27 protein-coding genes and 1 other RNA gene are annotated in these 26,887 nt (G+C 73.5%); 12 read left to right on the top strand and 16 right to left on the bottom strand.

Translation table 11 applies throughout. The annotated features are described in order from the left end of the window. The first annotated feature begins 1 nt into the window (after nucleotide 1). Nucleotides 2-1,213, top strand: a complete 1,212-nt coding sequence (locus AB0F82_RS15390; protein ID WP_362627401.1) for a lipid-transfer protein — start codon at nucleotides 2-4, stop codon at nucleotides 1,211-1,213. A gap of 294 nt (nucleotides 1,214-1,507) precedes the next feature. On the opposite strand, the gene AB0F82_RS15385 is transcribed toward AB0F82_RS15390, so the two are convergent. The 3 genes from AB0F82_RS15385 to AB0F82_RS15375 form a co-directional block, all read right to left on the bottom strand. Further along, a complete protein-coding gene (locus tag AB0F82_RS15385) occupies nucleotides 1,508-1,774 on the bottom strand; it encodes a hypothetical protein (protein WP_356814001.1) in 267 nt (88 codons plus the stop codon). After that, complete coding sequence (locus tag AB0F82_RS15380; RefSeq protein WP_356814002.1) at nucleotides 1,761-2,306, bottom strand: RNA polymerase sigma factor; 546 nt, start codon at nucleotides 2,304-2,306, stop codon at nucleotides 1,761-1,763. The genes AB0F82_RS15385 and AB0F82_RS15380 overlap by 14 nt, the downstream gene beginning before the upstream one ends. Nucleotides 2,307-2,463: 157 nt before the next feature. After that, nucleotides 2,464-2,820 carry a DNA-binding response regulator gene (locus AB0F82_RS15375; protein ID WP_356814047.1) on the bottom strand — a complete coding sequence of 119 codons (357 nt, stop codon included), beginning with the start codon at nucleotides 2,818-2,820 and terminating at the stop codon, nucleotides 2,464-2,466. A 207-nt stretch (nucleotides 2,821-3,027) separates the two neighbouring features. Here AB0F82_RS15375 and AB0F82_RS15370 point away from each other — a divergent pair, with 207 nt between their 5' ends. From AB0F82_RS15370 to AB0F82_RS15360, 3 genes are read left to right on the top strand one after another with little or no spacing between them, the layout of a single operon-like run. Next, complete coding sequence (locus AB0F82_RS15370) at nucleotides 3,028-3,882, top strand: MaoC/PaaZ C-terminal domain-containing protein (protein WP_362627398.1); 855 nt, start codon at nucleotides 3,028-3,030, stop codon at nucleotides 3,880-3,882. Nucleotides 3,883-3,911: 29 nt separating this feature from the next. Beyond that, nucleotides 3,912-4,988, top strand: coding sequence for a Zn-dependent alcohol dehydrogenase (locus AB0F82_RS15365; RefSeq protein ID WP_356814005.1), 1,077 nt, complete (start codon nucleotides 3,912-3,914; stop codon nucleotides 4,986-4,988). 42 nt (nucleotides 4,989-5,030) lie between these two features. Further along, nucleotides 5,031-5,972 (top strand): 3-oxoacyl-ACP reductase, encoded by a 942-nt coding sequence (locus AB0F82_RS15360; RefSeq protein ID WP_362627395.1) that lies wholly within the window; start codon nucleotides 5,031-5,033, stop codon nucleotides 5,970-5,972. Between the two features lie 50 nt (nucleotides 5,973-6,022). On the opposite strand, the gene AB0F82_RS15355 is transcribed toward AB0F82_RS15360, so the two are convergent. Beyond that, a complete protein-coding gene (locus tag AB0F82_RS15355) occupies nucleotides 6,023-7,156 on the bottom strand; it encodes a hypothetical protein (protein WP_362627392.1) in 1,134 nt (377 codons plus the stop codon). A gap of 224 nt (nucleotides 7,157-7,380) precedes the next feature. On the opposite strand from AB0F82_RS15355, the gene AB0F82_RS15350 reads away from it, so the two are divergent. From AB0F82_RS15350 to AB0F82_RS15340, 3 genes are read left to right on the top strand one after another with little or no spacing between them, the layout of a single operon-like run. Beyond that, entirely contained in the window at nucleotides 7,381-8,238 is an 858-nt protein-coding gene (locus AB0F82_RS15350; protein WP_362627390.1) for a Nif3-like dinuclear metal center hexameric protein, read from the top strand. Beyond that, nucleotides 8,235-8,978, top strand: a complete 744-nt coding sequence (locus tag AB0F82_RS15345) for a zinc ribbon domain-containing protein (RefSeq protein WP_356814048.1) — start codon at nucleotides 8,235-8,237, stop codon at nucleotides 8,976-8,978. The genes AB0F82_RS15350 and AB0F82_RS15345 overlap by 4 nt, the downstream gene beginning before the upstream one ends. Further along, nucleotides 8,978-10,417 carry a bifunctional RNase H/acid phosphatase gene (locus AB0F82_RS15340; RefSeq protein WP_362627387.1) on the top strand — a complete coding sequence of 480 codons (1,440 nt, stop codon included), beginning with the start codon at nucleotides 8,978-8,980 and terminating at the stop codon, nucleotides 10,415-10,417. Before AB0F82_RS15345 ends, AB0F82_RS15340 begins: the two co-directional genes overlap by 1 nt. A gap of 16 nt (nucleotides 10,418-10,433) precedes the next feature. Here AB0F82_RS15340 and AB0F82_RS15335 read toward each other — a convergent pair whose 3' ends face one another. Then, nucleotides 10,434-10,781 carry a hypothetical protein gene (locus tag AB0F82_RS15335; RefSeq protein WP_356814241.1) on the bottom strand — a complete coding sequence of 116 codons (348 nt, stop codon included), beginning with the start codon at nucleotides 10,779-10,781 and terminating at the stop codon, nucleotides 10,434-10,436. Nucleotides 10,782-10,901: 120 nt separating this feature from the next. Continuing rightward, nucleotides 10,902-11,303, bottom strand: an RNA gene (rnpB, locus tag AB0F82_RS15330) — RNase P RNA component class A. A gap of 236 nt (nucleotides 11,304-11,539) precedes the next feature. Here rnpB and yaaA point away from each other — a divergent pair. Then, a complete protein-coding gene (yaaA, locus tag AB0F82_RS15325; protein ID WP_356814240.1) occupies nucleotides 11,540-12,343 on the top strand; it encodes a peroxide stress protein YaaA in 804 nt (267 codons plus the stop codon). A 46-nt stretch (nucleotides 12,344-12,389) separates the two neighbouring features. Here yaaA and AB0F82_RS15320 read toward each other — a convergent pair whose 3' ends face one another. Continuing rightward, nucleotides 12,390-13,139, bottom strand: coding sequence for a bifunctional DNA primase/polymerase (locus AB0F82_RS15320; RefSeq protein WP_362627384.1), 750 nt, complete (start codon nucleotides 13,137-13,139; stop codon nucleotides 12,390-12,392). A gap of 170 nt (nucleotides 13,140-13,309) precedes the next feature. Then, nucleotides 13,310-13,921, bottom strand: coding sequence for a TetR/AcrR family transcriptional regulator (locus AB0F82_RS15315; protein WP_362627381.1), 612 nt, complete (start codon nucleotides 13,919-13,921; stop codon nucleotides 13,310-13,312). A 128-nt stretch (nucleotides 13,922-14,049) separates the two neighbouring features. Here AB0F82_RS15315 and ddaH point away from each other — a divergent pair, with 128 nt between their 5' ends. Beyond that, entirely contained in the window at nucleotides 14,050-14,907 is an 858-nt protein-coding gene (gene ddaH / locus AB0F82_RS15310) for a dimethylargininase (protein ID WP_362627378.1), read from the top strand. A gap of 61 nt (nucleotides 14,908-14,968) precedes the next feature. Here ddaH and AB0F82_RS15305 read toward each other — a convergent pair whose 3' ends face one another. Next, nucleotides 14,969-16,012, bottom strand: a complete 1,044-nt coding sequence (locus AB0F82_RS15305; protein WP_362627375.1) for a small ribosomal subunit Rsm22 family protein — start codon at nucleotides 16,010-16,012, stop codon at nucleotides 14,969-14,971. Between the two features lie 77 nt (nucleotides 16,013-16,089). Then, nucleotides 16,090-17,391: a Bcr/CflA family multidrug efflux MFS transporter gene (locus tag AB0F82_RS15300; RefSeq protein ID WP_362627372.1), complete on the bottom strand. Its 1,302-nt coding sequence runs from the start codon at nucleotides 17,389-17,391 to the stop codon at nucleotides 16,090-16,092. A 109-nt stretch (nucleotides 17,392-17,500) separates the two neighbouring features. Here AB0F82_RS15300 and AB0F82_RS15295 point away from each other — a divergent pair, with 109 nt between their 5' ends. The 3 genes from AB0F82_RS15295 (at nucleotide 17,501) to AB0F82_RS15285 (ending at nucleotide 20,028) form a co-directional block, all read left to right on the top strand. Further along, a complete protein-coding gene (locus AB0F82_RS15295) occupies nucleotides 17,501-18,262 on the top strand; it encodes an SDR family oxidoreductase (RefSeq protein WP_362627369.1) in 762 nt (253 codons plus the stop codon). Between the two features lie 124 nt (nucleotides 18,263-18,386). Beyond that, entirely contained in the window at nucleotides 18,387-19,250 is an 864-nt protein-coding gene (locus AB0F82_RS15290) for a PhzF family phenazine biosynthesis protein (RefSeq protein WP_362627367.1), read from the top strand. Nucleotides 19,251-19,452: 202 nt separating this feature from the next. Continuing rightward, nucleotides 19,453-20,028 (top strand): GNAT family N-acetyltransferase, encoded by a 576-nt coding sequence (locus AB0F82_RS15285; protein ID WP_362627364.1) that lies wholly within the window; start codon nucleotides 19,453-19,455, stop codon nucleotides 20,026-20,028. A gap of 4 nt (nucleotides 20,029-20,032) precedes the next feature. On the opposite strand, the gene efeU is transcribed toward AB0F82_RS15285, so the two are convergent. The 6 genes from efeU to AB0F82_RS15255 all read right to left on the bottom strand — a co-directional run bounded on the left by efeU (nucleotide 20,033) and on the right by AB0F82_RS15255 (nucleotide 26,805). Continuing rightward, complete coding sequence (efeU, locus tag AB0F82_RS15280; protein WP_362627361.1) at nucleotides 20,033-20,893, bottom strand: iron uptake transporter permease EfeU; 861 nt, start codon at nucleotides 20,891-20,893, stop codon at nucleotides 20,033-20,035. Nucleotides 20,894-20,917: 24 nt separating this feature from the next. Then, nucleotides 20,918-22,210 (bottom strand): iron uptake transporter deferrochelatase/peroxidase subunit, encoded by a 1,293-nt coding sequence (gene efeB, locus AB0F82_RS15275; RefSeq protein WP_356814228.1) that lies wholly within the window; start codon nucleotides 22,208-22,210, stop codon nucleotides 20,918-20,920. 41 nt (nucleotides 22,211-22,251) lie between these two features. Next, nucleotides 22,252-23,400, bottom strand: coding sequence for an iron uptake system protein EfeO (efeO, locus tag AB0F82_RS15270; RefSeq protein ID WP_362627358.1), 1,149 nt, complete (start codon nucleotides 23,398-23,400; stop codon nucleotides 22,252-22,254). A 186-nt stretch (nucleotides 23,401-23,586) separates the two neighbouring features. Next, nucleotides 23,587-24,495 (bottom strand): heme ABC transporter ATP-binding protein, encoded by a 909-nt coding sequence (locus AB0F82_RS15265; protein WP_362627355.1) that lies wholly within the window; start codon nucleotides 24,493-24,495, stop codon nucleotides 23,587-23,589. Continuing rightward, on the bottom strand, nucleotides 24,492-25,787 hold the full coding sequence (locus AB0F82_RS15260) for a FecCD family ABC transporter permease (protein WP_362627352.1): 1,296 nt from the start codon (nucleotides 25,785-25,787) through the stop codon (nucleotides 24,492-24,494). The genes AB0F82_RS15265 and AB0F82_RS15260 overlap by 4 nt, the downstream gene beginning before the upstream one ends. Nucleotide 25,788: 1 nt before the next feature. Further along, on the bottom strand, nucleotides 25,789-26,805 hold the full coding sequence (locus AB0F82_RS15255) for a heme/hemin ABC transporter substrate-binding protein (RefSeq protein ID WP_362627349.1): 1,017 nt from the start codon (nucleotides 26,803-26,805) through the stop codon (nucleotides 25,789-25,791). Between the last annotated feature and the right edge of the window lie 82 nt (nucleotides 26,806-26,887).

Genomic DNA, 26,887 nt, shown 5'->3' with positions numbered 1-26,887 from the left:
CATGAAGTCGTACATCGTGGGCGTGGGCATGACGAAGTTCGAGAAGCCCGAGTCACGGGACCGGCCGTACTGGGACATGGCGAAGGAGGCCGGGTCCGCGGCGCTCGCGGACGCGGGCGTGGCCTACGGGCTGGTGCAGCAGGTGCCGGTGGGCTACTGCTTCCAGGCCTCCACCGCCGGCCAGCGCGCGGCGTACGAGCTGGGGCTGAGCGGGGTGCCGGTCTACAACGTCAACAACAACTGCGCGACCGGGTCGACGGCGCTGATGATGGCGCGGCAGTTCGTGGAGGGCGGACTGAGCGACTGCGTGCTGGCGCTGGGCTTCGAGAAGATGAAGCGCGGCGCGCTGGGCGGGGGTGCCGATGGCGGCGCCCGCGGCGGAGCCGCTGGTGAATCCTTCACGACCTCGCCGGTGGCCCGGCACTACGGGATCATGGCCGAGGGCCACGGCTTCGAGATGTCCCCGCCCACGGCGCAGATCTTCGGCAACGCGGCGCGGGAGCACATGGAGCGCTACGGGACCACGCCCGCACAGCTGGCGGCGGTCGGCGCGAAGAACCACCGGCACTCGGCGGACAACCCGAACGCGCAGTTCCAGGACGTGTACTCGGTGGAGGAGGTCCTCGCGGCGAAGGAGATCCACGCACCGCTGACGAAGCTCCAGTGCTCGCCGACCTCGGACGGCGCGGCGGCGGCCCTGGTGGTGTCCGAGCGGTTCCTGGTGGCGCACGGGCTGCACGACAAGGCGGTGGAGATCGTCGGGCAGGCGATGACGACGGACACGGAGGAGTCGTTCGCGTCGGGCTCCTGCATCGATGTGGTCGGCAAGCCGATGAGCGCGGCGGCGGCCCGGCAGGTGTACGAGGCGTCCGGGCTCGGTATCGAGGACGTGGACGTGGTGGAGCTGCACGACTGCTTCTCGATCAACGAGCTGCTGACGTACGAGGCGCTGGGCATGTGCGAGGACGGGGCCGCGGGCAAGCTCGTGGAGAGCGGGGCCACGACGTACGGGGGGCGGTGGGTGGTCAACCCCTCGGGCGGGCTCATCTCCAAGGGCCACCCGCTCGGTGCGACGGGGCTGGCGCAGGCGGCGGAACTGGTCTGGCAGCTGCGGGGCGAGGCCGGCCCCCGCCAGGTCGCGGGCGCGCGCACCGGCCTGGCCCACAACATCGGCCTGGGTGGCGCGGCGGTGGTGACGATGCTCAGGCGCTGACCGCGCGGCCCGGCCGCCGGGGGTGCTGCCGCCGTGCCCGGGCCGCCCGCCGGCGCGGCACGGGCTCCCGGGGGCTCCGCCCCCGGACTCCCGCGCCTCAAACGCCGGCGGGGCTGGATCCGGCAGGCGTCAGCCGTTGGGCACCACCGGTACTTGACGGTGGAGCCCGGCCAAAATCAGCCCCGCCGGCGTTTGAGGCGCGGGGACTCGGGGGCGGAGCCCCCGCAGCGGCGCCGCGGCGTACGACGAGCCGCCGCCGGACCCCCGCGCCTCAAACGCCGGCGGGGCTGGTTGTCAGGCCCGCTTCAGCTCGCAGCGGTCGCCCCCGCACTCCCGGCGGAGCCGGCCCCGGGAGACGGTCTCGGCCAGGCCGATCGCCCAGCACATCGGGCAGCCGCGCAGCGCGACCAGACCGGCCGGGGCCAGGAGCAGGGTGGCCGGGCCGAAGACCGGGAGGAGGGCGAAGGCCGCGATCAGCGCGCCGAAGCCCAGCGCGCCGCGCGCCAGATGCCGCGGCACCGACGCGCTCGCGAAACCGGAGGCGGTGTCAGTGGTGGACACGGGTGTCTCCCAGGGTGTGCTGGAGCGCCGCGCGCGCCCGGTGGAGCCGCGACTTCATCGCGGCGGTGCTCAGGCCGAGGGCCTCGGCGGCGGCCCGGCCGCTGTGCCCCTGGACGTCCCGCATGATCAGCACCCGCCGCTGGTCCGCAGGCAGCTCGGCGATGGCCTCCGCCACCCGTCCCGCCTCCAGGCGCCGCAGTACCTCGTCCTCCGCCGACATGACGGCCGTGTCCGGCAGCGGCGGGCGCTCCCGGGGCATCAGCCGGGCCCGGCGCAGGCATTCGTTGCGGACGATGCGGAACATCCACGACGCCAGCGCCCCGGACGCCCTGAGCATGCCGATCCTGCGGTACAGGATGATCAGCGCCTCCTGGGCCGCGTCCTCGGCGTCCTCGCGGGACGCGCACAGGGAGTGGGCGAAGCGCCGTACGTTCGGATGCGATCCGGCGACCAGGGCGGTCAGCGAATCGAGGTCACCGCCCTGCGCGGCGACGATCAGGGCCTCGCCCGGCCAGTCCGTCCGATCAGCCACGGGCCCGGCCCCGGCGGCGCAGGACGGCGACGGTGCACGCGCAGAGCAGGACGGCCGCGCCGGCAACGATGACAACAGTGATCACGTCAACCTCCAGGTCAGGTGCCGACCTCGGCGTCGGCAACATACACAAGAGGCGCGGGCACCCCGAAAGGATTCACCCCAGGGCCGGATCGACCACCGTCTCGCCCGTCGAGGCGCGGCGGACCGCGTCCGCCAGGTCCTCCACCCGGCCGTCCCGCAGGACCAGCCCCGCCGCGCCGGCGGCGAGCGCCGCCTCCCTCAGACCCGGGTGCGCCGAGCCCGTCATGACGAGGATCCGGCACTCCGGATCGTCCTCCAGCAGGGCGGTCACCGCCGCGAGCTCCTCCACCAGGGCCACGGCCGGGCGGGCCGTCGGGTCCCGTACGACCTCGATGTCCGGCTGGAGGCCGAGCTGGAGCGCGAGGGCCGGATTGTGCGGGTCCAGCAGGACCCGCAGGGCACGGGCGGCCGGGCGGTGTTCCACGGGCATTTCGTCCACCCGTCAAGCCTATCTGACGGCCAGTCAAGAGTCTTCCCAAGTGCGGAGGCGTGCGTTATACATTCCCTCACCGGCCGACCCTAGAACGCGTTCTAGAACCGGCCGCCCCGCATACGACCTCGGTGCGGCCGACGGTGCGGACGACCGCACCGAGGTCTTCCAGGCAGCGATTTTCCAACGACAGGGAGCCGCGTCCTCATGCCGATCGATGCCGCCAGGGCCCTCGCCGCAGACCCCCGCCGGGGGGACATCGGCTGGGACCACAAGGACATCCAGCTCTACCACCTCGGCCTCGGCGCGGGCCTGCCGGCGACCGACCCGGACGAGCTGCGCTACACCCTCGAATCCAAGCTCCACGTCCTCCCCAGCTTCGCGACCGTGGCCGGCGCCGGCATGGCCATGATGGGCGGCCTCGCCGCCCCCGGGATCGACGTCAACCTCGCCCACGTCCTGCACGGCGGCCAGTCCATCGAGCTGCACCGGCCCATCCCCGTCAAGGGCAACGCCACATCCTCCGCCAAGGTCGCCGCCCTGTACGACAAGGGCAAGGCTGCCGTGATCGTGTTGCGCACCGAGGTCGCGGACGCCGCCGGGCCGCTGTGGACCAGCGACGCGCAGATCTTCGTGCGGGGAGAGGGAGGCTTCGGCGGTGAGCGCGGCCCCTCCGCCCGGGAGGAGTTGCCCGCGCGCGCCCCCGACCGGGTCGAGGAGCGGCACATCCGCGATGACCAGGCGCTCCTCTACCGCCTCTCCGGCGACTGGAACCCGCTGCACGCCGACCCCGAATTCGCCAAGCTGGCCGGCTTCGACAAGCCGATCCTGCACGGCCTGTGCTCGTACGGGATGACCCTCAAGGCCGTCGTCGACACGGCCCTCGGCGGGGACGTCTCCCGGGTCCGCGCCTACCGCACTCGCTTCGCCGGGATCGTCTTCCCGGGCGAGACGCTGCGCATCCGGATGTGGCAGGAGTCCGGCCGCGTCCTGGTGTCGGTGACCGCCGTCGAACGGGACGACGCGCCGGTCCTCGCCGACACCGTCGTCGAACACGCGTAACACTCCACACCACCGACAGGAGCCGCACCGTGCGCGCAGCACTGCAGAGCGAGATCGGCCAGGACAAGCTGGAAGTCGTCGACGACATGGAGGCCGTGGGCTTCGGCCCCGGCAAGGTGAAGATCCGGATCAAGGCCACCGGCCTGTGCCACTCGGACCTGTCCGCGATGAGCGGCGTGCTGCCGCAGCCCGCCCCCTTCATCCCCGGCCACGAGGGCTCCGGCGTGATCACCGACGTCGGCGACGGCGTCACCGGCCACGCGATCGGCGACCGCGTCCTCGTCTGCTGGCTGCCGCCGTGCGGCCACTGTCCGTCCTGCAGGCGCGGCCAGGGCCACCTGTGCCTGGAGGCCTTCGGGAACGTCGCCACCCCCAACTTCAAGCGGGGCGACGGCGACATCTTCGGCTTCGCCGGCACCGGCACCTTCTCCGAGGAGATGGCCGTCCCCGCCGCCTGCGCCATCCCGATCCCCGACGACCTCCCCTTCGACATCGCGGCGCTGATCGGCTGCGGCGTCACTACCGGCCTCGGCGCGGCCATCAACACCGCCGAGGTGGAGGCCGGTTCCTCGGTGGCTGTCATCGGCTGCGGCGGCGTCGGCATATCCGTCATCCAGGGCGCCAAGGTGCAGGGCGCGGCCCAGATCGTCGCCGTGGACCCCGTCGAGTCCCGCCGCGAGGCGGCCCTGCGGTTCGGGGCCACCGAGGCGGTCTCCCCGGAGGAGTTCGCCGACGCCAAGAACCGGATCACCGCCGGCGAGGGCTTCGACTACGTCTTCGAGGTCGTCGGCAAGTCCGCGACCGCGCAGAAGGCCTACGAGATGACCCGGCGCGGCGGCTCCGTCGTCGTGGTCGGGGCGGGCGCGCTCGACGACAACTTCCAGATCAACATGTTCTCGCTGTTCTTCGACGAGAAGAAGATCCTGCCCTCGATGTACGGAGGCGGCGACGTGCTGCGCTCCTACGAGCGCACCATCGCGCTGTGGCGGGCCGGCCGGATCGACCTCGCCAACCTGATCACGCACCGGGTGAGCCTGGCCGAGGTCAACGACGCCCTCGACCAGATGCGCACGGGCGTCGCCCTGCGCACCTGCATCGAACTCTGACCGCTCCGCCGGATCCGACCTGCTCTGAGAGGAACGCTACGGATGTCACTCCCACTGGAAGGGCTCAGCGCCATCGTCACGGGCGCGGGCCGCGGGCTCGGCCGGGCTGAGGCGATCGAGCTCGCGCGGCTGGGCGCGAGCGTGGTCGTCAACGACTTCGGCCAGCCCGGCCGGGACGGCTCGGGCGAGGCCTCGGCCGCCCCGGCACAGCAGGTGGCCGAGGAGATCCGCGCCGCGGGCGGGCAGGCCGTCGCGCACCTCGGCGACGTCGCCGACTTCGGGCAGGCGCGCGAGCTGGTCGAGCTGGCGGTGAGCACGTACGGGAAGCTCGACGTCCTGGTCAACAACGCGGGCATCCTGCGCGACCGGATGATCTTCTCGATGTCGGAGGAGGAGTGGGACTCGGTGATCCGCGTCCACCTCAAGGGCCACTTCAACACCACCCACTTCGCCTCCGCGCACTGGCGCGAACGGTCGAAGGCCGCGGGCGGCCCGGTCTACGGCCGGATCGTCAACACCTCCTCCGAGGCCTTCCTCGGCGGCTCGGCCGGCCAGCCGAACTACGCGGCGGCCAAGGGCGGCATCGTGGGCCTGACGACCTCGACCGCCCTGGCCCTGGCGAAGTACGGGGTGACGGCCAACGCCATCTGCCCGCGCGCCCGCACCCGTATGACGCAGGACGTCTTCGCCGGCTTCGAGGTCCCGGAGGACGGCAGGCTCGACGCCCTCGCCCCCGAGCACGTCGCCCCGCTCGTCGGCTACCTGGCCTCACCCGCCTCAGCGAAGGCCAACGGGCAGCTCTTCGTCGTCCACGGCGGCATCGTGGTCGTCATGGAACGCCCGAAGGTCGCCGCCAAGTTCGACACGGGCAAGGAGTCCTTCTCCTACGAGGAGCTCGACGAGGTCCTCACCCCGCACTACGACTCCCGCCCGGCGAACGAGACCTTCGCCGCGCCGGAGGTCCTGGGCCTCAAGCACGGCTGACCCGCCGGGGCACGCCCTTCGGGCGGCCGGCGCCGCTTCACGTACACGCCCTACCGCCCCGCCAGCGGAGCCTGCTGCAGGGGGACCGGCCGCGGTGAGGGCGGGGGCGGCGGTTCCACAGGGACCTGCGGGTCCACGCGGACCTGCGGGTCCCTGTGGACCTGCGGGTCCACGCGGACCTGCGGGGGAGGGCACGCGGGAAGGGTCATCCCGACGATCCCGCAGGGCACCTCCGGGACCGCGTACGGGAGGTGCAGGCGGCCCTGCGGGCTCCACAGGCCCGCACCGCCGAGCCACCCCGCCGGGGCGGGCAGCCGGAAGACGCGCCGGTCGGCGGGACGCCACAGGCCGATGTCCCCCTCGGGCAGCCGCAGTGCCACCCCGCAGGTCTCCGGCATCAGGGCCTGGCCCGGCTGGACGGCGAAGGGCACGGCGTCCCCCAGCCGCAGGCACTCGGGGAAGCGGACCGGACGCGAGCTGCCCAGCACGCCCCAGCCCAGGCGCGGTTCGCCCGGGGCGTCGGAGCGGATCAGCAGCAGCCCGCTGTCCGGGTCGGCCAGCAGCAGCCGGTCGTCGCTGTCCTCGGTGATCTGCAGCAGCGGGGTGACCCTGCCGTCGCCGCCCAGGTCCACGGCGACGGCCTTGGTGGTGGTGCCCTCCAGCTCGCGGTCCAGGGCCAGCAGCCGGCCCGTCCGGTCCAGCCACACTCCGCCGGAGCAGCGGCCCGGGATCCGGGCCATCCGCTGCGGCCCGAAGGCGCACCCGGCCACCTGCCACAGCGTGCTCACGGTGTCCGACGCGGCCACCGCGAAGGCACCGGAGCCGTCCGGGGCCGGCGGGAGCAGGAAGACCCGTACGCCCTCCTCCGCCTCCACTCCGCCCAGCTGGAGCTCCCCGGTGCGCGGCCCGGCCGCGGCGCCCGTCGGGTAGAGCAGGGCGAAGGCGTGCCGGTCCGCGACCCGGCGGTGGATCAGCACGCGCCCGTCGGTCAGCGGGAGGAGCTCGCTGTCCGCCTCCTCGGGCTGTGCGAGGGGCAGCGGCACCGCGTAGGGCTCGGGACCGGCGAGGGTCCAGCGTTCCGCGTAGCGCGCTTCGCCGTCCCCGGCGAGGCGGGCGGCGTACGACCCGTCCGCGGAGATCGTGAACGGGGCCGTGGTCGTCATCTCGATGGCACAGACAGTCATCCGGGCCGTCACCTCCGGTGAGGAAGCTAGTTTTCGGGATTCCTGCCGAACAACACCACCAAGGCGGCTTCACACGTAAGGGTGTCCGGGCGGCGATTCGTCTGTGATGGGCGGTGCGATTGTGCTGTGCGGCATCGAAAGGCAGGCGCCGCGGGCGGACGGCGGACCGCTTCGCAGGTACCGGTGCTGACCGGGCCGGCCGCCACGGACGGTAGCCTTGGCCCGTGCCCCGTCTCTCTGAAGTCATCGCCGCGCTGGACGCTCTCTGGCCGCCCTCGCGGGCCGAGCAGTGGGACGCGGTCGGAACCGTATGCGGCGACCCCGACGCCGAGGTCGGCCGGGTCCTCTTCGCGGTGGACCCCGTCCAGGAGATCGCCGACGAAGCCGTGGAACTGGGTGCCGACCTGATCGTCACCCACCACCCCCTCTATCTCAGGGGCACCACCACGGTCGAGGCCGGCACCTTCAAGGGCCGCGTCGTGCACACGCTGATCAAGAACGACATCGCGCTGCACGTCGCCCACACCAACGCCGACACCGCCGACCCCGGCGTCTCCGACGCCCTCGCCGGCGCCCTGGACCTGCGGATCACCGGCCCGCTGGTGCCGGACCCGAGCGACCCCGAAGGCCGCCGCGGCCTCGGCCGGATCTGCGAGCTGGACCGCCCCGAGCCCCTGCGGGAGTTCGCCGCCCGCTGTGCGGCCTGGCTGCCGCCGACGGCCCAGGGCATCCGCGTCGCCGGCGACCCGGACGCGATGATCCGGCGCGTCGCCGTCAGCGGCGGCTCCGGCGACAGCCTCTTCGCCGAGGTCCGCGCCGCGGGCGTGGACGCGTTCGTCACCGCCGACCTGCGTCACCACCCGGTGTCCGAGGCCCGCGAGCAGAGCCCGCTGGCCCTCGTCGACGCCGCCCACTGGGCCACCGAATGGCCTTGGTGCGAGCAGGCCGCCGCGCAGCTCGACGCGATCTCCGAGCGCCACGGCTGGGGTCTGCGCACCCACGTCTCGCGCACGGTCACCGACCCGTGGACGGTGCACGCGCCGTCCGTACCCTCCCCTTCTATCTCTGGAGCCCCCAACTGAACGCCGAGCCCGCCGACCAGATCCGACTTCTCGATGTCCAGGCCCTGGACGTCCGGCTGTCTCAGCTCGCCCACAAGCGCAAGTCGCTGCCCGAGCACGCCGAGCTCGACACGCTCACCAAGGACCTGACGCAGCAGCGCGACCTGCTGGTCGCCGCCCAGACCCAGGCGAGCGACACGGCCCGCGAGCAGACCAAGGCGGAGCAGGACGTCGACCAGGTGCGCCAGCGCGCGGTCCGCGACCAGCAGCGGCTCGACTCCGGCGTGGGCATCTCGGCCCGGGACCTGGCGAACCTGCAGAGCGAGGTCGTCTCCCTCGCCAAGCGCCAGGGCGACCTGGAGGACGTGGTCCTCGAGGTCATGGAGCGCCTGGAGGCCGCGCAGGAACGCGTGTCGGAGCTGACCGAGCGCGTCTCCGGCCTGGAGACAAAGGTCGCGGACGCCACCACCCGCCGTGACGCGGCCACCGCCGAGATCGACGCCGAGGTCGCGAAGGTCACCAAGGACCGCGAGGTGATCGTCACCTCCATGCCGGCCGACCTGATGGCCCTGTACGAGAAGATCCGCGTCAAGCAGGGCGGGGTCGGCGCGGCGCGCCTCTACCAGCGCCGCTGCGAGGGCTGCCGGCTGGAGCTGGACATGGCCGAGGTCAACGAGATCAAGGCCACGGCCCGCGACCAGGTCGTCCGTCACGAGAACTGCGGCCGCATCCTGGTCCGTACGGCCGACTCGGGCATCTGATGCCGCGTTTCGTCGTGGAGGCGGACGGCGGGTCCCGGGGCAACCCGGGGCCCGCGGGCTACGGCGCCGTCGTCCTCGACCCGGCCTCTGGCGAGACGCTGGCCGAACGCGCCGAGTACATCGGCGTCGCGACGAACAACGTGGCGGAGTACAAGGGCCTGATCGCCGGGCTCACGGCGGCCCGTGACCTCGCGCCCGACGCGGTGGTCCTGGTCCGGATGGACTCCAAGCTCGTCGTCGAGCAGATGTCGGGCCGCTGGAAGATCAAGCACGCGGACATGAAGCCGCTCGCGGCCGAGGCCGCGCGCATCCTGCCGCGCGCGCAGGTCACCTACGAGTGGATCCCGCGCGAGCGGAACAAGCACGCGGACCGGCTCGCCAACGAGGCGATGGACGCGGGCAAGCGCGGCGAGCAGTGGGAGCCGTCGGCCTCCTCGGCCGCCTTCACGACCCCGTCGGCCCGCCCGGCCCCGTCGGGTCCGCCCGGTGACGCCGCCGCGGGTGCGGCGGCGGCGCGGGCGGCCCTGGCCGCCGCCCGGTCCGGCCCGGACACCGCGGCCGCCCGCGGCATCGCCCGCGCCGACACGCCGACCGGGATGCCACCTCGTACGTCGGCCACCGCGCCGGTGTCCGCGGAGGCAGGGGCCGACACCCTCTTCGCCGAGGCAGGGGCCGACACCCTCTTCGCGGAGCCCGGCCCCGGTACGGCCGGACCGGTCCCGTCGGCGGCACCGGCGCCCGGCCGGGCCGATCAGGCCGATCAGGAGCGGACGGCCACCGCCCCCGCGGGCGGGCAGGGCTGGGCCCCCGACATGGGGGCGCCGGCCACGTTCGTGCTGCTGCGCCACGGCGAGACCGCGCTCACCCCGCAGAAGCGGTTCTCCGGAAGCGGAGGCAGCGACCCCGAGCTGTCCCCGGCCGGCCGCCGCCAGGCGGCGGCCGTCGCCGAGGCGCTCGCCGCGCGCGGCACCGTCCAGACGGTCATCAGCTCCCCACTGCTGCGCTGCCGGGAGACCGCGCAGGCCGTCGCCGACCGCCTCGGCCTCGACGTGACGGTCGAACAGGGCCTGCGCGAGGTGGACTTCGGCGCCTGGGAGGGCCTGACCTTCGCCGAGGTGCAGGAGCGCTTCCCGGACGACCTGCAGGCCTGGCTGGACTCCCCGAAGGCCGCCCCCACCGGCGGTGGGGAGAGCTTCGCGGCCGCCACCCGCCGGATCTCGGCGACCCGCGACCGGCTGCTGGCCGCACACGCGGGCCGCACGGTCCTGCTGGTCACCCACGTGACCCCGGTCAAGATCATGGTCCGCCTCGCGCTCGGGGCCCCGCCGGAGTCCCTGTTCCGCATGGAACTCTCGGCGGCGTCCCTCTCGGCGGTGGCCTACTACGCGGACGGCAACGCCTCGGTCCGTCTCCTGAACGACACCTCGCACCTGCGGTAGGCCCCGCCGACGGCGGTCAGGGCGCGGGCTCGGGGCGGCCGAGGGCCTCCACCGCCCGGTCCAGGGAGCGGACCATGTTCCGGGCCTGGGCCTGGGCGGACTGGACGGCGCCGCGCGCCTGCCGCGGGTTCGGGCGGGGCCGTGCTCCGTCCGGGGCGGCCCAGTCACCGTCGTCGGTCCGCCCGATGTGGCGCTCCAGATGGCTCAGCACGTCCTGGAGGTGGCGGGCGACGTCGAGCAGGCTCCCGGTCACGGAAGCGATCTCGGCGGGGCTCGCGTAGGCGTCGCGCGGACCGGCGGTCGCTTCGGCCAGGTCGCGCATGCGCGCGGCAGCCGCGGCCGCGCTGGCGGGGTGGTCGCTCATGAGCTGAGAGTGCCGCATCATGCGGACCACCGACAGGTGTCGGCACCGACCGACGGAAATCCGGCGGACGGTACGGCGACGCCCCGGACCGGAGGAGCCCGGTTCGGGGCGAGGGATGGACAGACGAGCCGGCCTGTACGCCGGGTTCTGTCGCCCGGTGACCTCGCGGTCGCCGGGGAGACGGCCATCCATCTAGGACCGGCGTTGCCGCCGGCCTCGTGCGGTCTACCCGCGAACTCGGGCGGGCAGCCCTCAAGCGTTCGCGCAGACCCGTCCGGGGACGGATCCTCTTGACCTTGCTCCGGGTGGGGTTTACCTAGCCGCCTGGGTCACCCCAGGCGCTGGTGGTCTCTTACACCACCGTTTCACCCTTACCGGAGGCCGAAGCCCCCGGCGGTCTGTTTTCTGTGGCACTGTCCCGCGGGTCACCCCGGGTGGGCGTTACCCACCACCCTGCCCTGTGGAGCCCGGACGTTCCTCGGCGGGACCCTGGGGTCCCGACGCGGCCGCCCGGCCGACTCGTCTGCCGTGGCGCCCATGTTACCGGCTGTGCCGTCGCCGCTTGACCTTGCCGCAACGGCAGGGCTTCTACGCTCGGCGCCCGCGCGACGGCCCGCACCGTCCGCTTCCGCGCCGACGACCCCCGCACCCTGGTCCCGGCCCTGCGCCGGCGGGCGTAGCCGGGCGGGGCCGGCGGGCGTCTAGGCTGGCCGGGGGGCCGCATCCCCTGCGTCGTGTCGTATTGAAGGAGAACCACCGTGCTCGTGCTGCTGCCGCCCTCCGAGGGAAAGGCCGCCGGCGGTTCCGGCGCACCGCTGGAGCCGCGGGAGCTGTCGCTGCCCGGTCTGGCGCCGGCCCGGGCGGCGGTGCTGGAGGAGCTGGTCGAGCTGTGCGCGGGCGACGAGCTCAAGGCCCGTGAGGTGCTGGGTCTGAGCGAGGGCCTGCGCGGCGAGGTCGCCAAGAACGCGGAGCTGCGCTCGGCGGCCGCCCGCCCGGCGGGGGAGATCTACACCGGCGTGCTCTACGACGCGCTGGGCCTGGCCGATCTGCCCGAGGCGGCGCGGGCGACCGCCGAGGATGCGCTCCTGGTCTTCTCGGGGCTGTGGGGTGCGGTGCGGGTCACCGACCGGATCCCCTCGTACCGCTGCTCGATGGGCGTGAAGCTGCCGGGGCTGGGCGCGCTCGGCGCGTACTGGCGCGGGCCGATGGCCGAGGTGCTGCCCGCGGCCGCCGCGGACGGGCTGGTACTGGACCTTCGTTCGGCGGCGTACGCGACCGCGTGGAAGCCGAAGGGTGAGGTCGCGGGCCGGACCGCGACCGTACGGGTGCTGCACTCGCAGCTGGTGGACGGCGTGGAGAAGCGGTCCGTGGTGAGCCACTTCAACAAGGCGACCAAGGGCCGCCTGGTCCGGGACCTGCTGGTGGCGGGGGCCGTGCCCGGCTCGCCGGCCGAGCTGGTGACGGCCCTGCGGGACCTGGGCTACGCCGTCGAGACGGAAGCCCCCGCGAAGGCGGGGCGGGCCTGGTCCCTCGACGTGGTCGTGACGCAGATCCACCACTGACGCGCCGTGGCCGTGGCCGGGGGCACGGCCCTCGGCGCCCCGCGCCTCAACGTCCCAGCGGCCAGGCCACCGTGGCAGGGGCGCGGTCGGAGGTGTCCGCATACGCGGCGCAGGCGTCGGTCAGGGTTTCCAGGAGGGTGAGCGGGTCCGGGAGGGGGTGCTCCATGCCGCGGATCCAGGTCACCGCCTGGTCGCCGGGGAGGGCCGCCGGTGGGACCAGGACGTAGCTGCCGCGGCAGTGCCAGCGCAGGCCCGGGTGTTCGTCCATCGTCTCGGGGTGGCAGTCCAGCGCGCACGGCCACCACTCGTCCTCGTCCTCGGGAGTGCCGCGGGTGGCGGTGAAGAAGAGCATCCGGGCCTGGTCGCCGTTGCCGCCCGATTCGGCGACGGGGCCGACCTTGATGCCGGCCTCCAGGAGCCGCGCGAGGGCGGCGGCGCCGGCTTCCAGCGGGACGTCGAGCACGTCGTGGACCATGCCGGTCGCGGTGATGAAGTTGGCGTCGGGCTCGTTGCGCGCCCACCGCTCGATCTGCGCGCGGTCGGTGGTCGACTGCGTCTGCCAGGCGAAGGAGACCGGATGTCGGGCCGGGGTCGGACAGCCGATGCGGTCGCACGAACATCGGTAGCCGACGGGATGGGCGGCGGGGGCGAGCGGCAGACCGGCGGCGGAGACGGCCAGGAGGAGCGCCTCGCGTTCTCGTGCGGGGTCCTCGGCGGTGGGTTTCTGCCGCCGGCGCAGCCACTGGGAAATCCTGCTCTGCTCGCCGCGTTTGACGCGGCCGGACTCAGATCCCATCTATCCCCTCACCTCACCGTTGCCCCGGCAGACCTTCACATGGTCCCACCATCCTGGGCCCCGGGTGACCGCTCTCGATGACCGGGGGGCCGGGGATGGGTGAGTGCCAACGCCAACATACCCACCGAATCGGGGCAAACATTCCCGGGTGAACGCAGGTTGTCGGGCGGCTAGCGGGCGGTGACGTTTGCCACCCCGCCGAGCACCCCGTCCACCAGTGAGTCGGTGTACGCGTGCGTGAGGGGCGCGGTGCGCAGCAGCCAGCGGTACGTCAGCGGCCCGAGCAGCATCTCGACCGTCAGCCGCAGATCCGTGTCGGGCGCGAGCTGGCCGGCTTCGCGCGCCGTGCGCAACCGGGCTTCGTACAGTGCGAGCTGCGGCTCCAGCAACTGCTCGGTGAAGCGGGCGCCGAGCTCGGGGTCGGTGGCTCCGGCCGCGGTCAGGGCGCGCGCGGGGGCCTCGTACTTCTCGTCGTTGAACTCGTCGACCGTCGCCCGCAGTACGTACTTCAGGTCGGCGGCGAGGTCCCCGGTGTCGGGGAAGCCGGTCCACTCGGCGTCCGCCTCCGCGTCCCCGGCGAGGGCGAGGGAGGCTTCGAGGAGGACGGCCGCCTTCGAGGGCCACCAGCGGTAGATGGTCTGCTTGCCGACGCCGGCGCGGGCGGCGATGGCCTCGATGGTCAGCTTGTTGTAGCCGACCTCTCCGACCAGGGCGAGCGCGGCGTCGAGGATGGCGCGCCGGGAACGGTCGCTGCGGCGCGTGGCGTCAGGGGACTTGGTCATGCCCGCAAGTATCGCAGCGAGACGTCTCGTCTCCTCGGCTTCCGCGGCGCCCCTCGTTTTCGTAAACCACCCCATCGGTCCACTGCGCCGTACCGGTCCAGGAGAGACGATTCCTTCCAGCACTCGTCTTGAGTCGTGAAAGTCGTGAGGAGCCTTCTTTGCGCAGAGACGCCACACCCCGGCGCTACCTGATGTGCCCACCCGCACACTTCAAGGTCACGTACTCCATCAACCCGTGGATGGATCCCACGAAACCGGTGGACCTGCCCCTCGCCCAGGCCCAGTGGGAAGACCTCAGGGACCGGTACCTGTCCCTGGGCCACACCGTCGAGACCCTCGTACCCGATCCCGCACTGCCCGACATGGTGTTCGCGGCGAACGGGGCGCTGGTGGTCGACGGCCGGGTCCTCGGGGCCCGGTTCGCCTACCCGGAACGGGCGCCGGAGGCCCGGATCCACCTCGAATGGTTCCGCGACCACGGCTACCAGGACGTCCACGAGCCCGCCCACGTCAACGAGGGCGAGGGCGACTTCGCCGTCACGGCGAGCTTCGTCCTCGCCGGCCGCGGCTTCCGCTCCAGCCCGCTCTCGCACTCCGAGGCCCAGGAGTTCTTCGGCCGCCCCGTCATCGGGCTCGACCTGGTCGACCCGCGCTACTACCACCTGGACACCGCGCTCAGCGTCCTCGACGGCGACGAGGTCATGTACTACCCCGACGCCTTCTCGCCCGGCAGCCAGGGCGTGCTGCGGCGGCTCTTCCCCGACGCGCTGATCGCCGACGGCCGGGACGCGGCCGCCCTCGGCCTGAACGCGGTGTCCGACGGCCGGCACGTGCTGCTCCCGCAGGCGGCCACCGGGCTGTTCGGCCCGCTGCGGGACCGGGGCTTCGAACCGGTCCCGATGGACCTCGGGGAACTGCTCAAGGGCGGCGGCAGCGTGAAGTGCTGCACCCAGGAGTTGCGGCCCCAGGAAGTGCCGTCGAAGTAGCGCCGGCCGCCCGAAGGGCGGGGCAGGCCCCGCCGGCCAGGCGGGACCTTCACGACACGACCTAAGGCGTTTCCGCAGGGCGTGCCCGGATCCGGCCCTCCGGGGGCGGCGGCCAGGCCTGGCCCCAGTCGGCGTCCCGAGCGGCCTTGTAGAGGCCGCCGTGGCGCTTGGTCACGTTGACCCGGGTCAGGCCTGCCCCGTCGCCCTCCTCGGGGCCGCACAGCTCCAGCAGGACGAGACCCTTGCGGATCTGCGGCTTGCGCGTGATCCGGGAGGCGGCCGGCTCCACCGGGAAGCGGGTCGCGGCGACGTAGCTGAACTTCTCGTCCTCGTACGGGAGCGAGCCGCCCTTGACCTGCCGGTGCAGGGAGGAGCGGCTGACCCGCGCCGAGAAGTGGCACCAGTCCTGGCCGACCTCGATGGGGCAGGTCCCGTCGTGCGGGCACGGCGCGGCGACCCGCAGTCCGGCCGCGATCAGCTGGTCGCGGGCCTCGCGGATGCGCAGGTACCCCTCCGGCGTGCCCGGCTCGATCAGCACCACCGCCCGGCCGGCCCGCGCCGCCTCGGCGACGACGGCCGTGCGGGCCTGCCCGGTCAGCTCGCCGAGTACGTACGACACCGTCACCAGGTCGGCGTCGGGGACGGCCATCCCGGCGCCGATGACGGCCCGCCGCCACTCGGCGCCGCGCAGCACGGGCGAGCCGGAGGCCGCCGCCAGCTCCCGGCCGAGGGCCAGCGCCGGCTCCGCCCAGTCCAGCACCGTGGTCTGCCGGGGGCCGTCCCAGGTGGCGTCCACCGCCCACGTCGCGGCGCCGGTGCCGCCGCCCACGTCCACGTGCGAGGCCGGCGCCCAGCCGGGCGCCGCCTCGGCCAGCGCGTCCAGGGCGGCCCGTACCGCCTCGAAGGTGGCCGGCATGCGGTAGGCCGCGTACGCCACGACGTCCGAGCGGTCGCGCAGTACGGGCGCGTCGGTGGGGGTCCGCCCCCGGTAGCTGGCGATGAGCCGCTCGACGGCGGCCGAGGCCTGCTTGGGCGGGAGTCCGTCGAGCAGCCCGCCGAGCGTGCTGCGGAGGGTCTCGGCGGTGGTGGGGGCGGAGGCGTTCACCTGCGAAGTTTACGCCGCGGGCGAATGCGCCCCCGCCGCCCGGGCCGCGCCGGACCCGCGCCCCGCGTCTGTGCGCCTCAGAGGCCGGCGGGGCGGGAGGCGCCCTGCCACGGCCGGCACAGGGCCAGGAAGCAGCTCGTCGAGAGCACCGCGCACACCAGCTGCACCACTGCCATCGGAACGGCGGTGTCCTCGCCCGCGATGCCCACCAGCGGCGAGGCGATCGCGCCGATCAGGAACGAGGAGGTGCCGAGCAGCGCGGAGGCCGATCCGGCCGCGTGCGGGGTCCGCATCAGCGCCTGCGCGTTGGTGTTCGGCAGCACGATGCCCATCGCCGACATGAGGACGAACAGCGCGGTGGCGACGGGGATCAGCCCGACCTCGCCGAAGACGCCCGTGGTCATCAGCAGCAGGGACACCGCGGAGGCCAGGACGACCGCGAGGCCGACGGCCAGCACCTTGTCCAGGCGCACCCGGCCGACCAGCAGCTTGCCGTTGATCTGCCCGACGAGGATCAGGCCGACGGAGTTCAGCCCGAAGAGCAGGGAGAAGGTCTGGGGCGAGGCCCCGTAGATCTCCTGCACCACGAAGGGGGAGGCGGAGATGTAGGAGAAGAGGACGGCGAAGGCGAAGCCGCCGGTCAGGGTGTAGCCGGTGAAGACCCGGTCGCCGAGCAGCCCGCGCATGGTCCGCAGCGCGGAACCGACACCGCCGGTGTGCCTCCGCTCGGGTGGCAGGGTCTCGCCGAGGCCGCGCCAGACCATCAGGGTGAGGACCGTGCCGACGCCGGTCAGGACGACGAAGACGCCCCGCCAGTCGGCGAAGCGCAGCACCTGGCCGCCTATGAGCGGCGCGACGATCGGGGCGGCCCCGGATATGAGCATCAGGGTGGAGAAGAAGCGGGCCATCTCCTCGCCGTCGTACAGGTCGCGTACGACGGCGCGCGCGATGACGACACCGGCGGCCCCGGCCAGTCCCTGGAGCAGCCGGAAGGAGATCAGCAGCTCGGCGGTCGGGGCGAGGGCGCAGATCGCGGTGGCCAGGACGTAGACGGCCATGCCGGCGAGCAGCGGGCGGCGGCGGCCCCACCTGTCGCTCATCGGGCCGATGACGAGCTGGCCGAGCGCCATGCCGGCGAGGCAGGCGGTGAGGGTCAGCTGGATCGTCGCGGCGGGGCTCTTCAGGGCGTCGGTGACCTGCGGCAGGGCCGGCAGGTACATGTCCATGGAGAGCGGCGGGAGGGCGGTGAGCCCGCCGAGTATGAAGGTGACGAGCAGGCTCGTACGGCGTGCTGCCTTCAGGGGCGCGGTGGTGGACGCGGAGGGCGATTCGGGCGACGAGTCGTGCGAGGGTGCCGTCGCGGGGCCTCTCTCCGACATGCGGTACTCCAGTCTTCTCATCTGCTCTTATGCACCCCTGACCGACCCATGCTCTCAGCAATCGGAACGTCCGGGGACCGGAGCGCGCTGTGACGTACCCTGCGGCCCCATGGACGAACGTACGAAGAAGATCGCCGTGGTGACCGGCGCCGGCTCCGGAATCGGCCGCTCCGTGGCCCTGACCCTGGCCGGGGCGGGATGGGCCGTGGCCCTGGCCGGCCGCCGGGCCGAACCGCTGGAGGAGACCGCCGCCGCGGCCGGGGCCGACGCCGACGTGCTGTGCGTGCGGGCCGACGTGAGCGACCCGGACGACGTGCCTCGGCTGTTCGAGTCAGTGCGCGCCCGGTACGGGCGCCTCGACCTGCTCTTCAACAACGCGGGCACCTTCGGGCCCGGCGGGGTCCCGCTGGAGGACATCACCTACGAGGCCTGGCGCTCCGTCGTGGACGTCAACCTGACCGGCTCCTTCCTGTGCGCGCAGGCCGCCTTCCGGCAGATGAAGCGGCAGGACCCGCAGGGCGGCCGCATCATCAACAACGGGTCCATCTCCGCTCACGTGCCCCGGCCGAACTCGATCGCCTACACCGCGACCAAGCACGCGATGACCGGCCTGACGAAGTCCCTGTCGCTGGACGGGCGGCCGTACCGGATCGCCTGCGGCCAGATCGACATCGGCAACGCGGCGACCGAGATGACCGAGCGGATGCAGACCGGAATCCTCCAGGCCAACGGGCAGCTGGCTGTCGAACCGGTCATGGACGCCGCCGACGTGGCCCGCACGGTCCTGCACATGGCCGAGCTGCCGCTGGAGGCGAACGTGCAGTTCGCGACGGTGATGGCCACGTCCATGCCGTACATCGGCCGCGGCTGAGCCCTTCCCGGATCTCCACAGCCCCCGGACCTCCGCAGCCCCGGATGGGCCTCCGCAGTCCCGGGCCTCCGCCGCCCCTGGATCTCCGTTGCCACCGCGTGGGGCGGGCGTCGATCATGACGGTATGACCGATACCGACGTACTGCGCTACACCGCCTTCTCCAGTGACCCGGACGGCGGCAACCCCGCCGGGGTCGTGCTCGACGCCTCCGGGCTGGACGACGCCGCGATGCTGGAGATCGCCGCCGGGCTGGGCTACAGCGAGACGGCCTTCCGCACCGGCCCGCCGGAGGGGCTCGGAGGGCAGGAGGGCCGCTCCTTCACCGTGCGCTACTTCAGCCCGAAGGCGGAGGTCCCCTTCTGCGGCCACGCCACCATCGCCACCGCCGTCGCGCTGGCGGAGCGGATCGGGCCCGGTGACCTCCTCCTCGCCACCCGGGCGGGCACCGTGCCGGTGTCGGTCACCGCCGAGGACGGCCGCCTGCGGGCCACGCTGACCAGCGTCGAGCCGCACACCGAGGAGATCGGCGCCGCCGACCTCGCCGAGGCCCTCGCCGCGCTGGACTGGCCGCGGGCCGACCTCGACCCGGCGTTCCCGCCGAGGATCGCCTACGCCGGAGCCCGCCACCTGGTGCTCGGCGCCGCCACCCGGGCCCGCCTCGCGGACCTCGACTACGACTTCGCCCGCCTGGAGGCGCTGATGCGGCGCCTGGACCTCACCACGGTCCAGCTGGTGCACCGCGCGGGCCCGGCGGAGTTCCACGTTCGCGACCCGTTCCCGGTCGGCGGAGTCGTCGAGGACCCGGCGACGGGGGCCGCGGCGGCCGCCTTCGGCGCGTACGCCCGGGAGCTCGGCCTGGTTCCGGACGAGGCCGAGCTGACCCTCCACCAGGGCGCGGACATGGGCCGCCCGGGCGTCCTCACGGTCGCACTGCACGCGGGCGACCCCCGCGTCCGCGTCGGCGGCACGGCCGTTCGCATGGCGTGAGCGCACCCGTCCGGCACGAGGCCCTGCACGGCGCGAAGGCCGGGGGCTCTGCCCTCGAACCCCCGCGCCTCAATCGCCGGCAGGACTGGTTCTGCCGCGAGGAATGCGCCCGCCCTTCTCCGCCCCGCCGGCGTTTGAGGCGCGGCGTCCGGCGCGGAGCCGCGGCGGCGGCGCGTCCGCCCGCCATGCGTGGAGCCGCAGGGTGAGCGCGGAGCTGCGGGTGGTCGGCTTCGCCGAGGCCGACGTGCCCGCCGCGCTGGCCGTCCAGGTCGCCGACCTGGAAGCGGAGGCCTGGCCAGGCTGCACCCCGGGTCATGATCCGGCGCTCGAACCCCGAGCCCTGCTGCTGGTGGACCGGCACGGGACGGTTGCCGCCGCCCTGGCGCTGCTGTACAAGGAGATCCCGCTGGCGGGGCGCACGTACCGCGGCGCCGGGCTGAGCTCCGTCGTGACGCGGACCGCGGTGCGCGGCCAGGGGCTCGGGGGGCGGCTGGTGGCCGCCGCCCTGGCGGAACTGGCGGCGGACCGGGCCGTGGACCTGGCGCTGTTCAGCTGCGACCGGCCCCTCGCGCCGTTCTACGAGGCGGCCGGCTTCGCGCCGCTGCCCGGCACGGTCCTCGTCGGAGGCACCCCCGAGGAGCCGCTGGCCACCGACGCCCCCGGCTTCGACAAGGCGGTGATGGCGGCCTTCTTCACCGACGCCCCGGCCGGGGACCGCCAGGCCTTCACCGGCGTGCGGGTCCCGCTCCACCCCGGGAGCGTCGACCGGCTCTGGTGAACCGTCAGGCGGCGGGGGCGGCGTTCGGGGCGTCGGAGGGCGTGGGCGTGCTCGCCGGGCGGCGGCCGCCGCGTTCGGCGAAGAACAGCACCAGCACCGGGACCGCGTACAGCGCCCACACGGCCAGCTGGAGGACGGTCGGGTCCGGCTGGAAGTTGAAGACTCCCTTGAGCAGGGTCCCGTACCAGCTGTCCGGCGGGACGGCCGTGCTGATGTCGAAGGCCCTGTCGTTCAGGCCGCCCAGGAAGCGGGCCTCCTGGAGGTCGTGGACGCCGTACGCGAGCACGCCCGCGGCTACGACCACCAGCATCGCGCCGGTCCACCGGAAGAACTTCGCCAGGTTGATCCGCACGGCGCCCCGGTAGAACAGGTACCCGAGCACGATCGCCGTCGCGATGCCCAGCAGCACCCCGACCAGTGGCGCCGAAGAGCCCTCGCCGCTGGCCCGTACCGACGCCCACACGAACAGCGCGGTCTCCAGGCCCTCCCGGCCGACCGCCAGGAAGGCGGTCGCGACCAGGGCGCCGGTGCCCATGGCGAGCGCCGAGTCGAGCTTGCCGTGAAGCTCGGCCTTCAGGTGCCGCGCGGTGCGCTTCATCCAGAAGACCATCCACGTCACCAGCCCCACCGAGATGATCGACAGGCTGCCGCCCAGCAGCTCCTGCGCCTCGAAGGTCAGCTCCTGGGAGCCGAATTCGAGCAGCGCGCCGAAGGTGAGCGAGAGCGCGCACGCGATCCCGATGCCGAGCCACACCGGACGCAGGGCGTCCCGGCGGTCCGTCTTCACCAGGTACGCGACGAGGATGCAGACGACCAGGCCGGCCTCCAGCCCCTCGCGCAGGCCGATCAGATAGTTGCCGAACACGTTGGTTCTTCCTCTCCGGCGGATCTAGGCGAACAGCGTCCGGCCCCACCAGTCGTCCTTGTCGCGGACGCCCGGCGGGACGGCGAAGACGGCCGAACCCACGTGCTGGATGTATTCGTTGAGGACATCGGACTTCGCCAGGTTCCGCTGGATCGGGACGAAGCCCGTGCGGACGTCACGCTGGTAGGCGAGGAAGAACAGGCCCGCGTCGAGGCGGCCGAGACCGTCCGTGCCGTCGGTGAAGGAGTAGCCGCGCCGCAGGATCGTCGCGCCGTTGTTGGTGTCCGGGTGCGCGAGGCGGACGTGCGCCTCCGGCTTCATCGCCTTCAGGAAGGGCTCGTCGCGCTCCTTGGACTTGCCCACGGGGGCTCCCTCGCCCTTGTCGCGGCCGAAGATGTCCTCCTGCTCCTGCAGCGGGGTCCGGTCCCAGGTCTCGATGTTCATCCGGATCCGGCGCGCCACCAGGTAGGAACCGCCCGTCAGCCAGTCGCTGCCGTCGCCCGCGCCGACCCACACGTGCTTGTCCAGGGCCGCCCGGTCGGTACCGGAGATGTTCCGGGTGCCGTCCTTGAAGCCCATCATGTTGCGCGGGGTCTGCTCGTCGGGCGTCGTCGAGGAGGTCTTGCCGAAGCCGAGCTGCGACCAGCGCACCGCGACCCGGCCGAAGCCGATCCGGGCCAGCTGGCGGATGGCGTGCACGGCGACCTGCGGGTCGTCGGCACAGGCCTGGACGCACAGGTCGCCGCCGGAGCGTGCCGGGTCCAGGTTGTCACCGGGGAAGAGCTCCAGGTCCACCAGCGCCTCGGGGCGCCTGCCCTCCAGCCCGAACCGGTCCTTGGCGAACAGCCCGGGCCCGAAACCGACGGTCAGGGTGAGCCGGGAGGCCTTCAGGCCCAGGGCCTCGCCGGTGTCGGTCGGCGGGGCCTCCGGCAGGCCCTCGTACACGTCGCCGACCGGGAGGCCCGCCGTCATCAGGCGGGCCGCCGCGGTCCACTCCTTCAGGAGCTTGACCAGCTCCGCGCGGTCCTTCGTCTTCACGTCGAAGGCCGCGAAGTGCAGGCGGTCCTGCACGGCGCTCGCGATACCGGCCTGGTGCTCGCCGTGGAAGGGCACGGCCGCGCCGGCGGCCGCCGCCGACACCATGTCCGAGCCGCCGCCGAAGGCCGCGGCCGCACCGCCGGCAGCGGCGGCGCCGAGCGCGAGCCCGGCCCCGCCCCAGCCGAGCACCGCACGTCGGGAGGGGGCGGCCCCGGGGGCCGCGGCGGGGCCGCCGCCGTCCTGCAGGGGCTGTCCGGAGGCCGCGTCCGACTCGGTCATCGTCTACTCCCGTCTGATTCCGTCTGCTTCCCGGTGGGCCGTTACTTGGCGACCGCGGCGGCGAGCTTGGAGAGCGGCTCGGCGAGCGCGTTCACGCCGTCCGAGAGCTCCTTGCGCTCGGCCTCGCCGACCTTGTCGTACGAGGTGAACTCGTAGGAGGCCTTGTCGGCGCGGTACTTGTCCAGAAGGGTGTTCAGGGCGGCGAACTGGGTGTCCAGCTGCTTGGACAGCTCCGGGTCGTTCTTCTCGGCGATCGGCTTGAGCAGCTCGTACGCCTTCTGCGCGCCCTCGACGTTGGCCTTGAAGTCGACCAGGTCGGTGTGGGAGTAACGCTCCTCCTCACCGGTGACCTTGCCGGTGGCGACCTCGTCGAGGAGTTCCTTGGCGCCGTTGGCGATCGAGGTGGGGGTGATCTCCGCCTGGCCGACCTTCTTCTGCCAGTCGGTCAGGTCCGTGATCAGGGTGTCGGCGAGCTTCTTGTCGTTGTCGTCGATCTTGTTGTCGGCCCACAGGGACTTCTCCAGGCGGTGCCAGCCCGTCCAGTCCTTCGCCGGGTCCTGGCCGGCCTCCAGGCCGTCCTCGCGGACGTCGACCTTCGGGTCGATGTCGCCGAAGGACTCGGCGACCGGCTCGGTGCGCTCCCAGCCGATGCGGGAGGGCGCGTACGCCTTCTTCGCGGCCTCGACGTCGCCGGCCTTGACCGCGTCCGCGAAGGCCTGCGCCTTGGGGAGGGTCTCCTCGGCCTGCGCGACGACGTACGCGCGGTAGGCGGCCACGGCGGCGTCCGCTTCGGGGCTGCGCTTCTCGCCGCCGTCCTGGGCGCCGGTCGCCTTGACCTTCTTGGCGATGCCGTCGCCCTTCATGCCGGGCTTGCAGACGATCTCGTAGTCGCCCGCCTTGATCTCGGCGGTGATGGACGCCTTGGTGCCCGGGCCGATGTTCTCGCGCTCGGTGACGATGCGGGCGTCCGGGAAGAGGACGTAGACCTCGGTGACCTTGGAGCCCTTGTTCTCGACGTCGATCTGCACCTTGCCGGCCGGGAACTCCGTCTTCGACACGTCGCAGGCGCTGTCGGAAGCCGCCACGCGGATCGCGTCGTCGCCCTTGTCGCTCTTCTCGGAGCAGCCGGTGACGACGGTCAGGGCGGCCACCACGGAGGTGGCGACGACGGTGAGGCGAGCGGGGCGCATAGGAGGCTCCTGGGCGTCGGGCGAGGGCCGTCCCAAGGGGGAGAGGCCGGTGAGGCGGACCTAACTTAACCGAGCCTTACTTGACCCATACCCCCTCGTGCAGTGATTCAGCTCTCACGTTCCGGCCCCGGACACAGCGGCGTCACGGACGCCACACGACGAGCCCATGGGGCGGTCAAGCGGGGGTCAAGAGGGCAGACCGTCCGGCATGCGGTTGGCGTGCGCGGCGCGTACGGGGACCACCAGCGGGGCCCCCGTGCGCGGATGAGGGAGCACCTCGACGGGCTGGCGGTAGACGCGGCTGAGGAGGGCGTCCTCGAACACCTCGGCGGGCGGGCCGTCCGCGGCGATCCGCCCGTCGTGCAGGACGGCGGCCCGGTCCGCGTAGGCGGCGGCCAGCCCCAGGTCGTGCAGGACGACGACGACCGCGTCCCCGGCCGCGGCCCGCTCCCGGCAGATGCGCAGCACGAGTTCCTGGTGGCGCAGGTCGAGGGCGGCGGTCGGCTCGTCGAGCAGGAGCAGCGGGGCCCGCTGGGCCAGTACGCGGGCCAGCGCGACCCGGGCCCGCTCGCCGCCGGAGAGCGCGGAGAAGGGGCGCCCGGCGAACCCGGTGACCTCGGCGGCGGACATCGCGGTGGCCACGGCCTCCTCGTCCGCGTCGGCGAAGGGGGTGCCGGCCCAGGGCGCGCGGCCCATCCGTACGACGTCCTCCACCGGGAAGGGGAAGGACAGCGCGGCCGACTGGGGCAGGACGGAGCGCCGCAGCGCCAGGTCGGCGGCGCTCCAGTCACCGACCGGGCGGCCGTCGATCCGCACCTCGCCGCAGGCGGCGGGCAGGTCGGCGGCGAGTGCACCCAGCAGGGTGGACTTGCCCGCGCCGTTGGGGCCGACCAGGGCCAGCACCTCCCCCGCGCGGGCGGTCAGTTCGATGCCGGCGAGCACGTCGCGCTGCCCGAGCCGGACGTGCAGGCCGACGGCTTCGGCGAGGGCCGTGCCGGGGAGCGGCCGGGCCGGGACGGTGCGGCGGCCGCGGGAGAGGAAACGGGCCGGCGTGGCCGCGGTGCGGGTGGTGGGGGTGGGGGGTGTACGGGTCACGCCCAGCCTCCTTGCTTGCGGCGGGTGCGACGCAGCAGCCAGAAGAAGAAGGGGCTGCCGATCAGGGCGGTCAGAACGCCGAGGGGGAGCTCGGCGGGCTGGGCGAGGTTCCGGGCGGCGAGGTCGCCGGCGACCAGGACCACAGCGCCGGCGAGGGCGCTGCCGGGGACCAGGAAGCGGTGGCCGGGACCGTTGGCCATGCGCAGCAGGTGCGGGACGAGCAGGCCGATGAAGGTGATGACGCCGGCGACGGCCACGGCGGCCGCCGTCAGCAGCGCGACGACCAGGATCAGGGCGAGGCGCAGGCGTTCGACGTCGATGCCGAGGTGGCGGGCGGGCCGCTCGCCGAGGCAGAGGAGGTCGAGCCGGCGGGCGTAGAAGGGGGCGATGAGCAGGCCGGCGACGGCGCAGGGGAGGACCGCGAGCACCCTGGGCCAGGTGGCCTGGGCGAGGGAGCCCAGCTGCCAGAAGGTGATCTGGTTGACCTGGCCGCTGTCCGCGAAGAACAGGAACAGGCCGATGAGGGCGCCGGCGAAGGCGTTGACGGCGATGCCGGTGAGGATGAGCGTGACGACCTCGGTCTTCCCGCCGCTGCGGGAGAGGAGGTAGACCGCGCTGACGGTGATCAGCCCGGCGACGAACGCGCAGACGGTGACGGTCCAGTTGCCGAAGAAGCGGAGGCCCAGACCGATGGCGGCGACCGCGCCGACGGCGGCGCCCGCCGAGATGCCGATGACGCCGGGCTCGGCGAGGGGGTTGCCGAAGACGCCCTGCATGAGCGCGCCCGCGCAGCCGAGGCCGGCGCCCACGAGCAGCGCGAGCACGACGCGGGGGAGGCGGACGTTCCACAGCACGCTCTCGCCGACGCGGTCGAGCGGTGCACCGCCGAGGCCCAGGCGGTGCTGGGCGGAGGCGAGTACGTCGGCGGTGGGGATGCGGTAGGCGCCGGTGCCGGCCGAGATCAGGGCGAGGAGGAGCAGGGTGGTGAGGAGGGCGAGGGTGAGGCAGAGAGCCTTCCGGCTGCGCCGTACGCCTGCGGCGGGCTTGGCGGGCTTGGCGGGCTTGGCGGGCTTTGCGGGCTGGGCCGGCCGGGTGGGCTTGGCGGGGTCGGGCGTGGTCGCGGGGGCTTCGCCGGGGGCGGTGGCTTTGGTGGGGCCGGGCGCGCGCCGGGGCGTCTCCTCGGGCGCCGAACGGTGCTCGGGGTCGGACCGTGCGTCGGCGGTGCGTTCGGCGCCCTGCGGGGATCGCCCCGACACCCTCCCGGCCCCGGCGGATTCCTGCGAGAGGGCCACCTCAGGCTCCCTTGCCGTAGAGCTGGGTGATCAGGGAGGAGAGGACCTGGTCCGTGCGGGGGCCGTAGTTGAGGAGGACGCCGTCGTCGACCGTGACCACGCGGCGGTCCATGCCCGCCGGGGTCTGGGCGACGCCCGGGATCTTCACCAGGCCGTCGATGCCGCCGACCGATTCGAGGCCCTTGGACATGACCAGGATCGCGTCGGGGGCGGCGGCCGCCAGGGCCTCGCTGGTGATGGGGGTGAAGTCCTTGCCGAGGCCGGACTCCTTGCCGGTGTCGACCGCGCCGGCCGCTTCGAGGAGTGAGGCCGCTCCGGAGTCCGAGCCGCCCAGCAGGTAGACGGAGGCGGTGCCGCGGAGGTAGAGGAAGGCCACCCGGGGCTGTTTGCCCGTGGCGGCGGGAACGTTCCCGCGGGCGGCGGCGATTCGCTCCGCGGTGCGCTGGTTCAGCTGCGTACCGGCGTCCTTGACGCCGAGCGCGGCGGCCACGGTGTCGATCCGCTTCGGTACGTCGTCCAGCCCCTTGGCGGGAGCGACGACGAGTACCGGGATGCCGGCGTCGCGGATCTGCTGGACCGCTTCGGCGGGGCCCGTGGTGGTCTCCGCCAGGACGAGCGTGGGGCGGAGGGAGAGCACGCTCTCGGCGGAGACGTCGTGGCCACGTGTCACCACCGGCAGCACGGCGGCCTGTTCGAACGTGGCGGTGATGTCCCGGGCCACGACCTGCTTGCCGAGGCCGAGGGTGTGGACGATCTCGTTGAGGCTGCCGGTCAGCGGGATCACCCGGTCGACGGACGCGACAGTGACCCGCGTGCCGTCGGCCGAGGCCACGGTCGCCGGCAGGTCGGGCTGTGGCGTCGCGGCGAGTGGCTCCACCCGGTCCGGGGCGGCGGCGGGCGCGGGGGCGGATGAGCCCGAAGGGGTGGCCGTACCTCCGCAGGCCGTCAGCGCGAATGCCAGTGCTGCCACGGCAACTGCGAGACGGGGAAAGCGGTGTGACGCGGCGGGCGTAGGCACGAAGCACCGTCCTGATCGTCCGACTGGGGTTCTGGGGCCGGGGGTTTCCATCCGGTCCCGGTTAGCTTAGGTTAGCCTAACC

Source organism: Streptomyces virginiae (genome assembly GCF_040638905.1).
In the GTDB taxonomy this organism is placed as follows: Bacteria; Actinomycetota; Actinomycetes; order Streptomycetales; family Streptomycetaceae; genus Streptomyces; species Streptomyces virginiae_B.
The sequence above is the reverse complement of the archived record's forward strand: the minus strand, read 5'-3'. Positions and strand labels throughout refer to the sequence as shown.

Coding starts and splice junctions, on each gene's coding strand:
- AB0F82_RS15355 (WP_362627392.1), bottom strand. CDS start 7,156: ATGACTGTCTGTGCCATCGAGATGACGACCACGGCCCCGTTCACGATC.
- AB0F82_RS15315 (WP_362627381.1), bottom strand. CDS start 13,921: ATGACCAAGTCCCCTGACGCCACGCGCCGCAGCGACCGTTCCCGGCGC.
- AB0F82_RS15320 (WP_362627384.1), bottom strand. CDS start 13,139: ATGGGATCTGAGTCCGGCCGCGTCAAACGCGGCGAGCAGAGCAGGATT.
- AB0F82_RS15370 (WP_362627398.1), top strand. CDS start 3,028: ATGCCGATCGATGCCGCCAGGGCCCTCGCCGCAGACCCCCGCCGGGGG.
- AB0F82_RS15300 (WP_362627372.1), bottom strand. CDS start 17,391: ATGTCGGAGAGAGGCCCCGCGACGGCACCCTCGCACGACTCGTCGCCC.
- AB0F82_RS15360 (WP_362627395.1), top strand. CDS start 5,031: ATGTCACTCCCACTGGAAGGGCTCAGCGCCATCGTCACGGGCGCGGGC.
- AB0F82_RS15295 (WP_362627369.1), top strand. CDS start 17,501: ATGGACGAACGTACGAAGAAGATCGCCGTGGTGACCGGCGCCGGCTCC.
- AB0F82_RS15335 (WP_356814241.1), bottom strand. CDS start 10,781: ATGAGCGACCACCCCGCCAGCGCGGCCGCGGCTGCCGCGCGCATGCGC.
- efeB (WP_356814228.1), bottom strand. CDS start 22,210: ATGACCGAGTCGGACGCGGCCTCCGGACAGCCCCTGCAGGACGGCGGC.
- AB0F82_RS15390 (WP_362627401.1), top strand. CDS start 2: ATGAAGTCGTACATCGTGGGCGTGGGCATGACGAAGTTCGAGAAGCCC.
- AB0F82_RS15340 (WP_362627387.1), top strand. CDS start 8,978: ATGCCGCGTTTCGTCGTGGAGGCGGACGGCGGGTCCCGGGGCAACCCG.
- AB0F82_RS15290 (WP_362627367.1), top strand. CDS start 18,387: ATGACCGATACCGACGTACTGCGCTACACCGCCTTCTCCAGTGACCCG.
- AB0F82_RS15375 (WP_356814047.1), bottom strand. CDS start 2,820: ATGCCCGTGGAACACCGCCCGGCCGCCCGTGCCCTGCGGGTCCTGCTG.
- efeO (WP_362627358.1), bottom strand. CDS start 23,400: ATGCGCCCCGCTCGCCTCACCGTCGTCGCCACCTCCGTGGTGGCCGCC.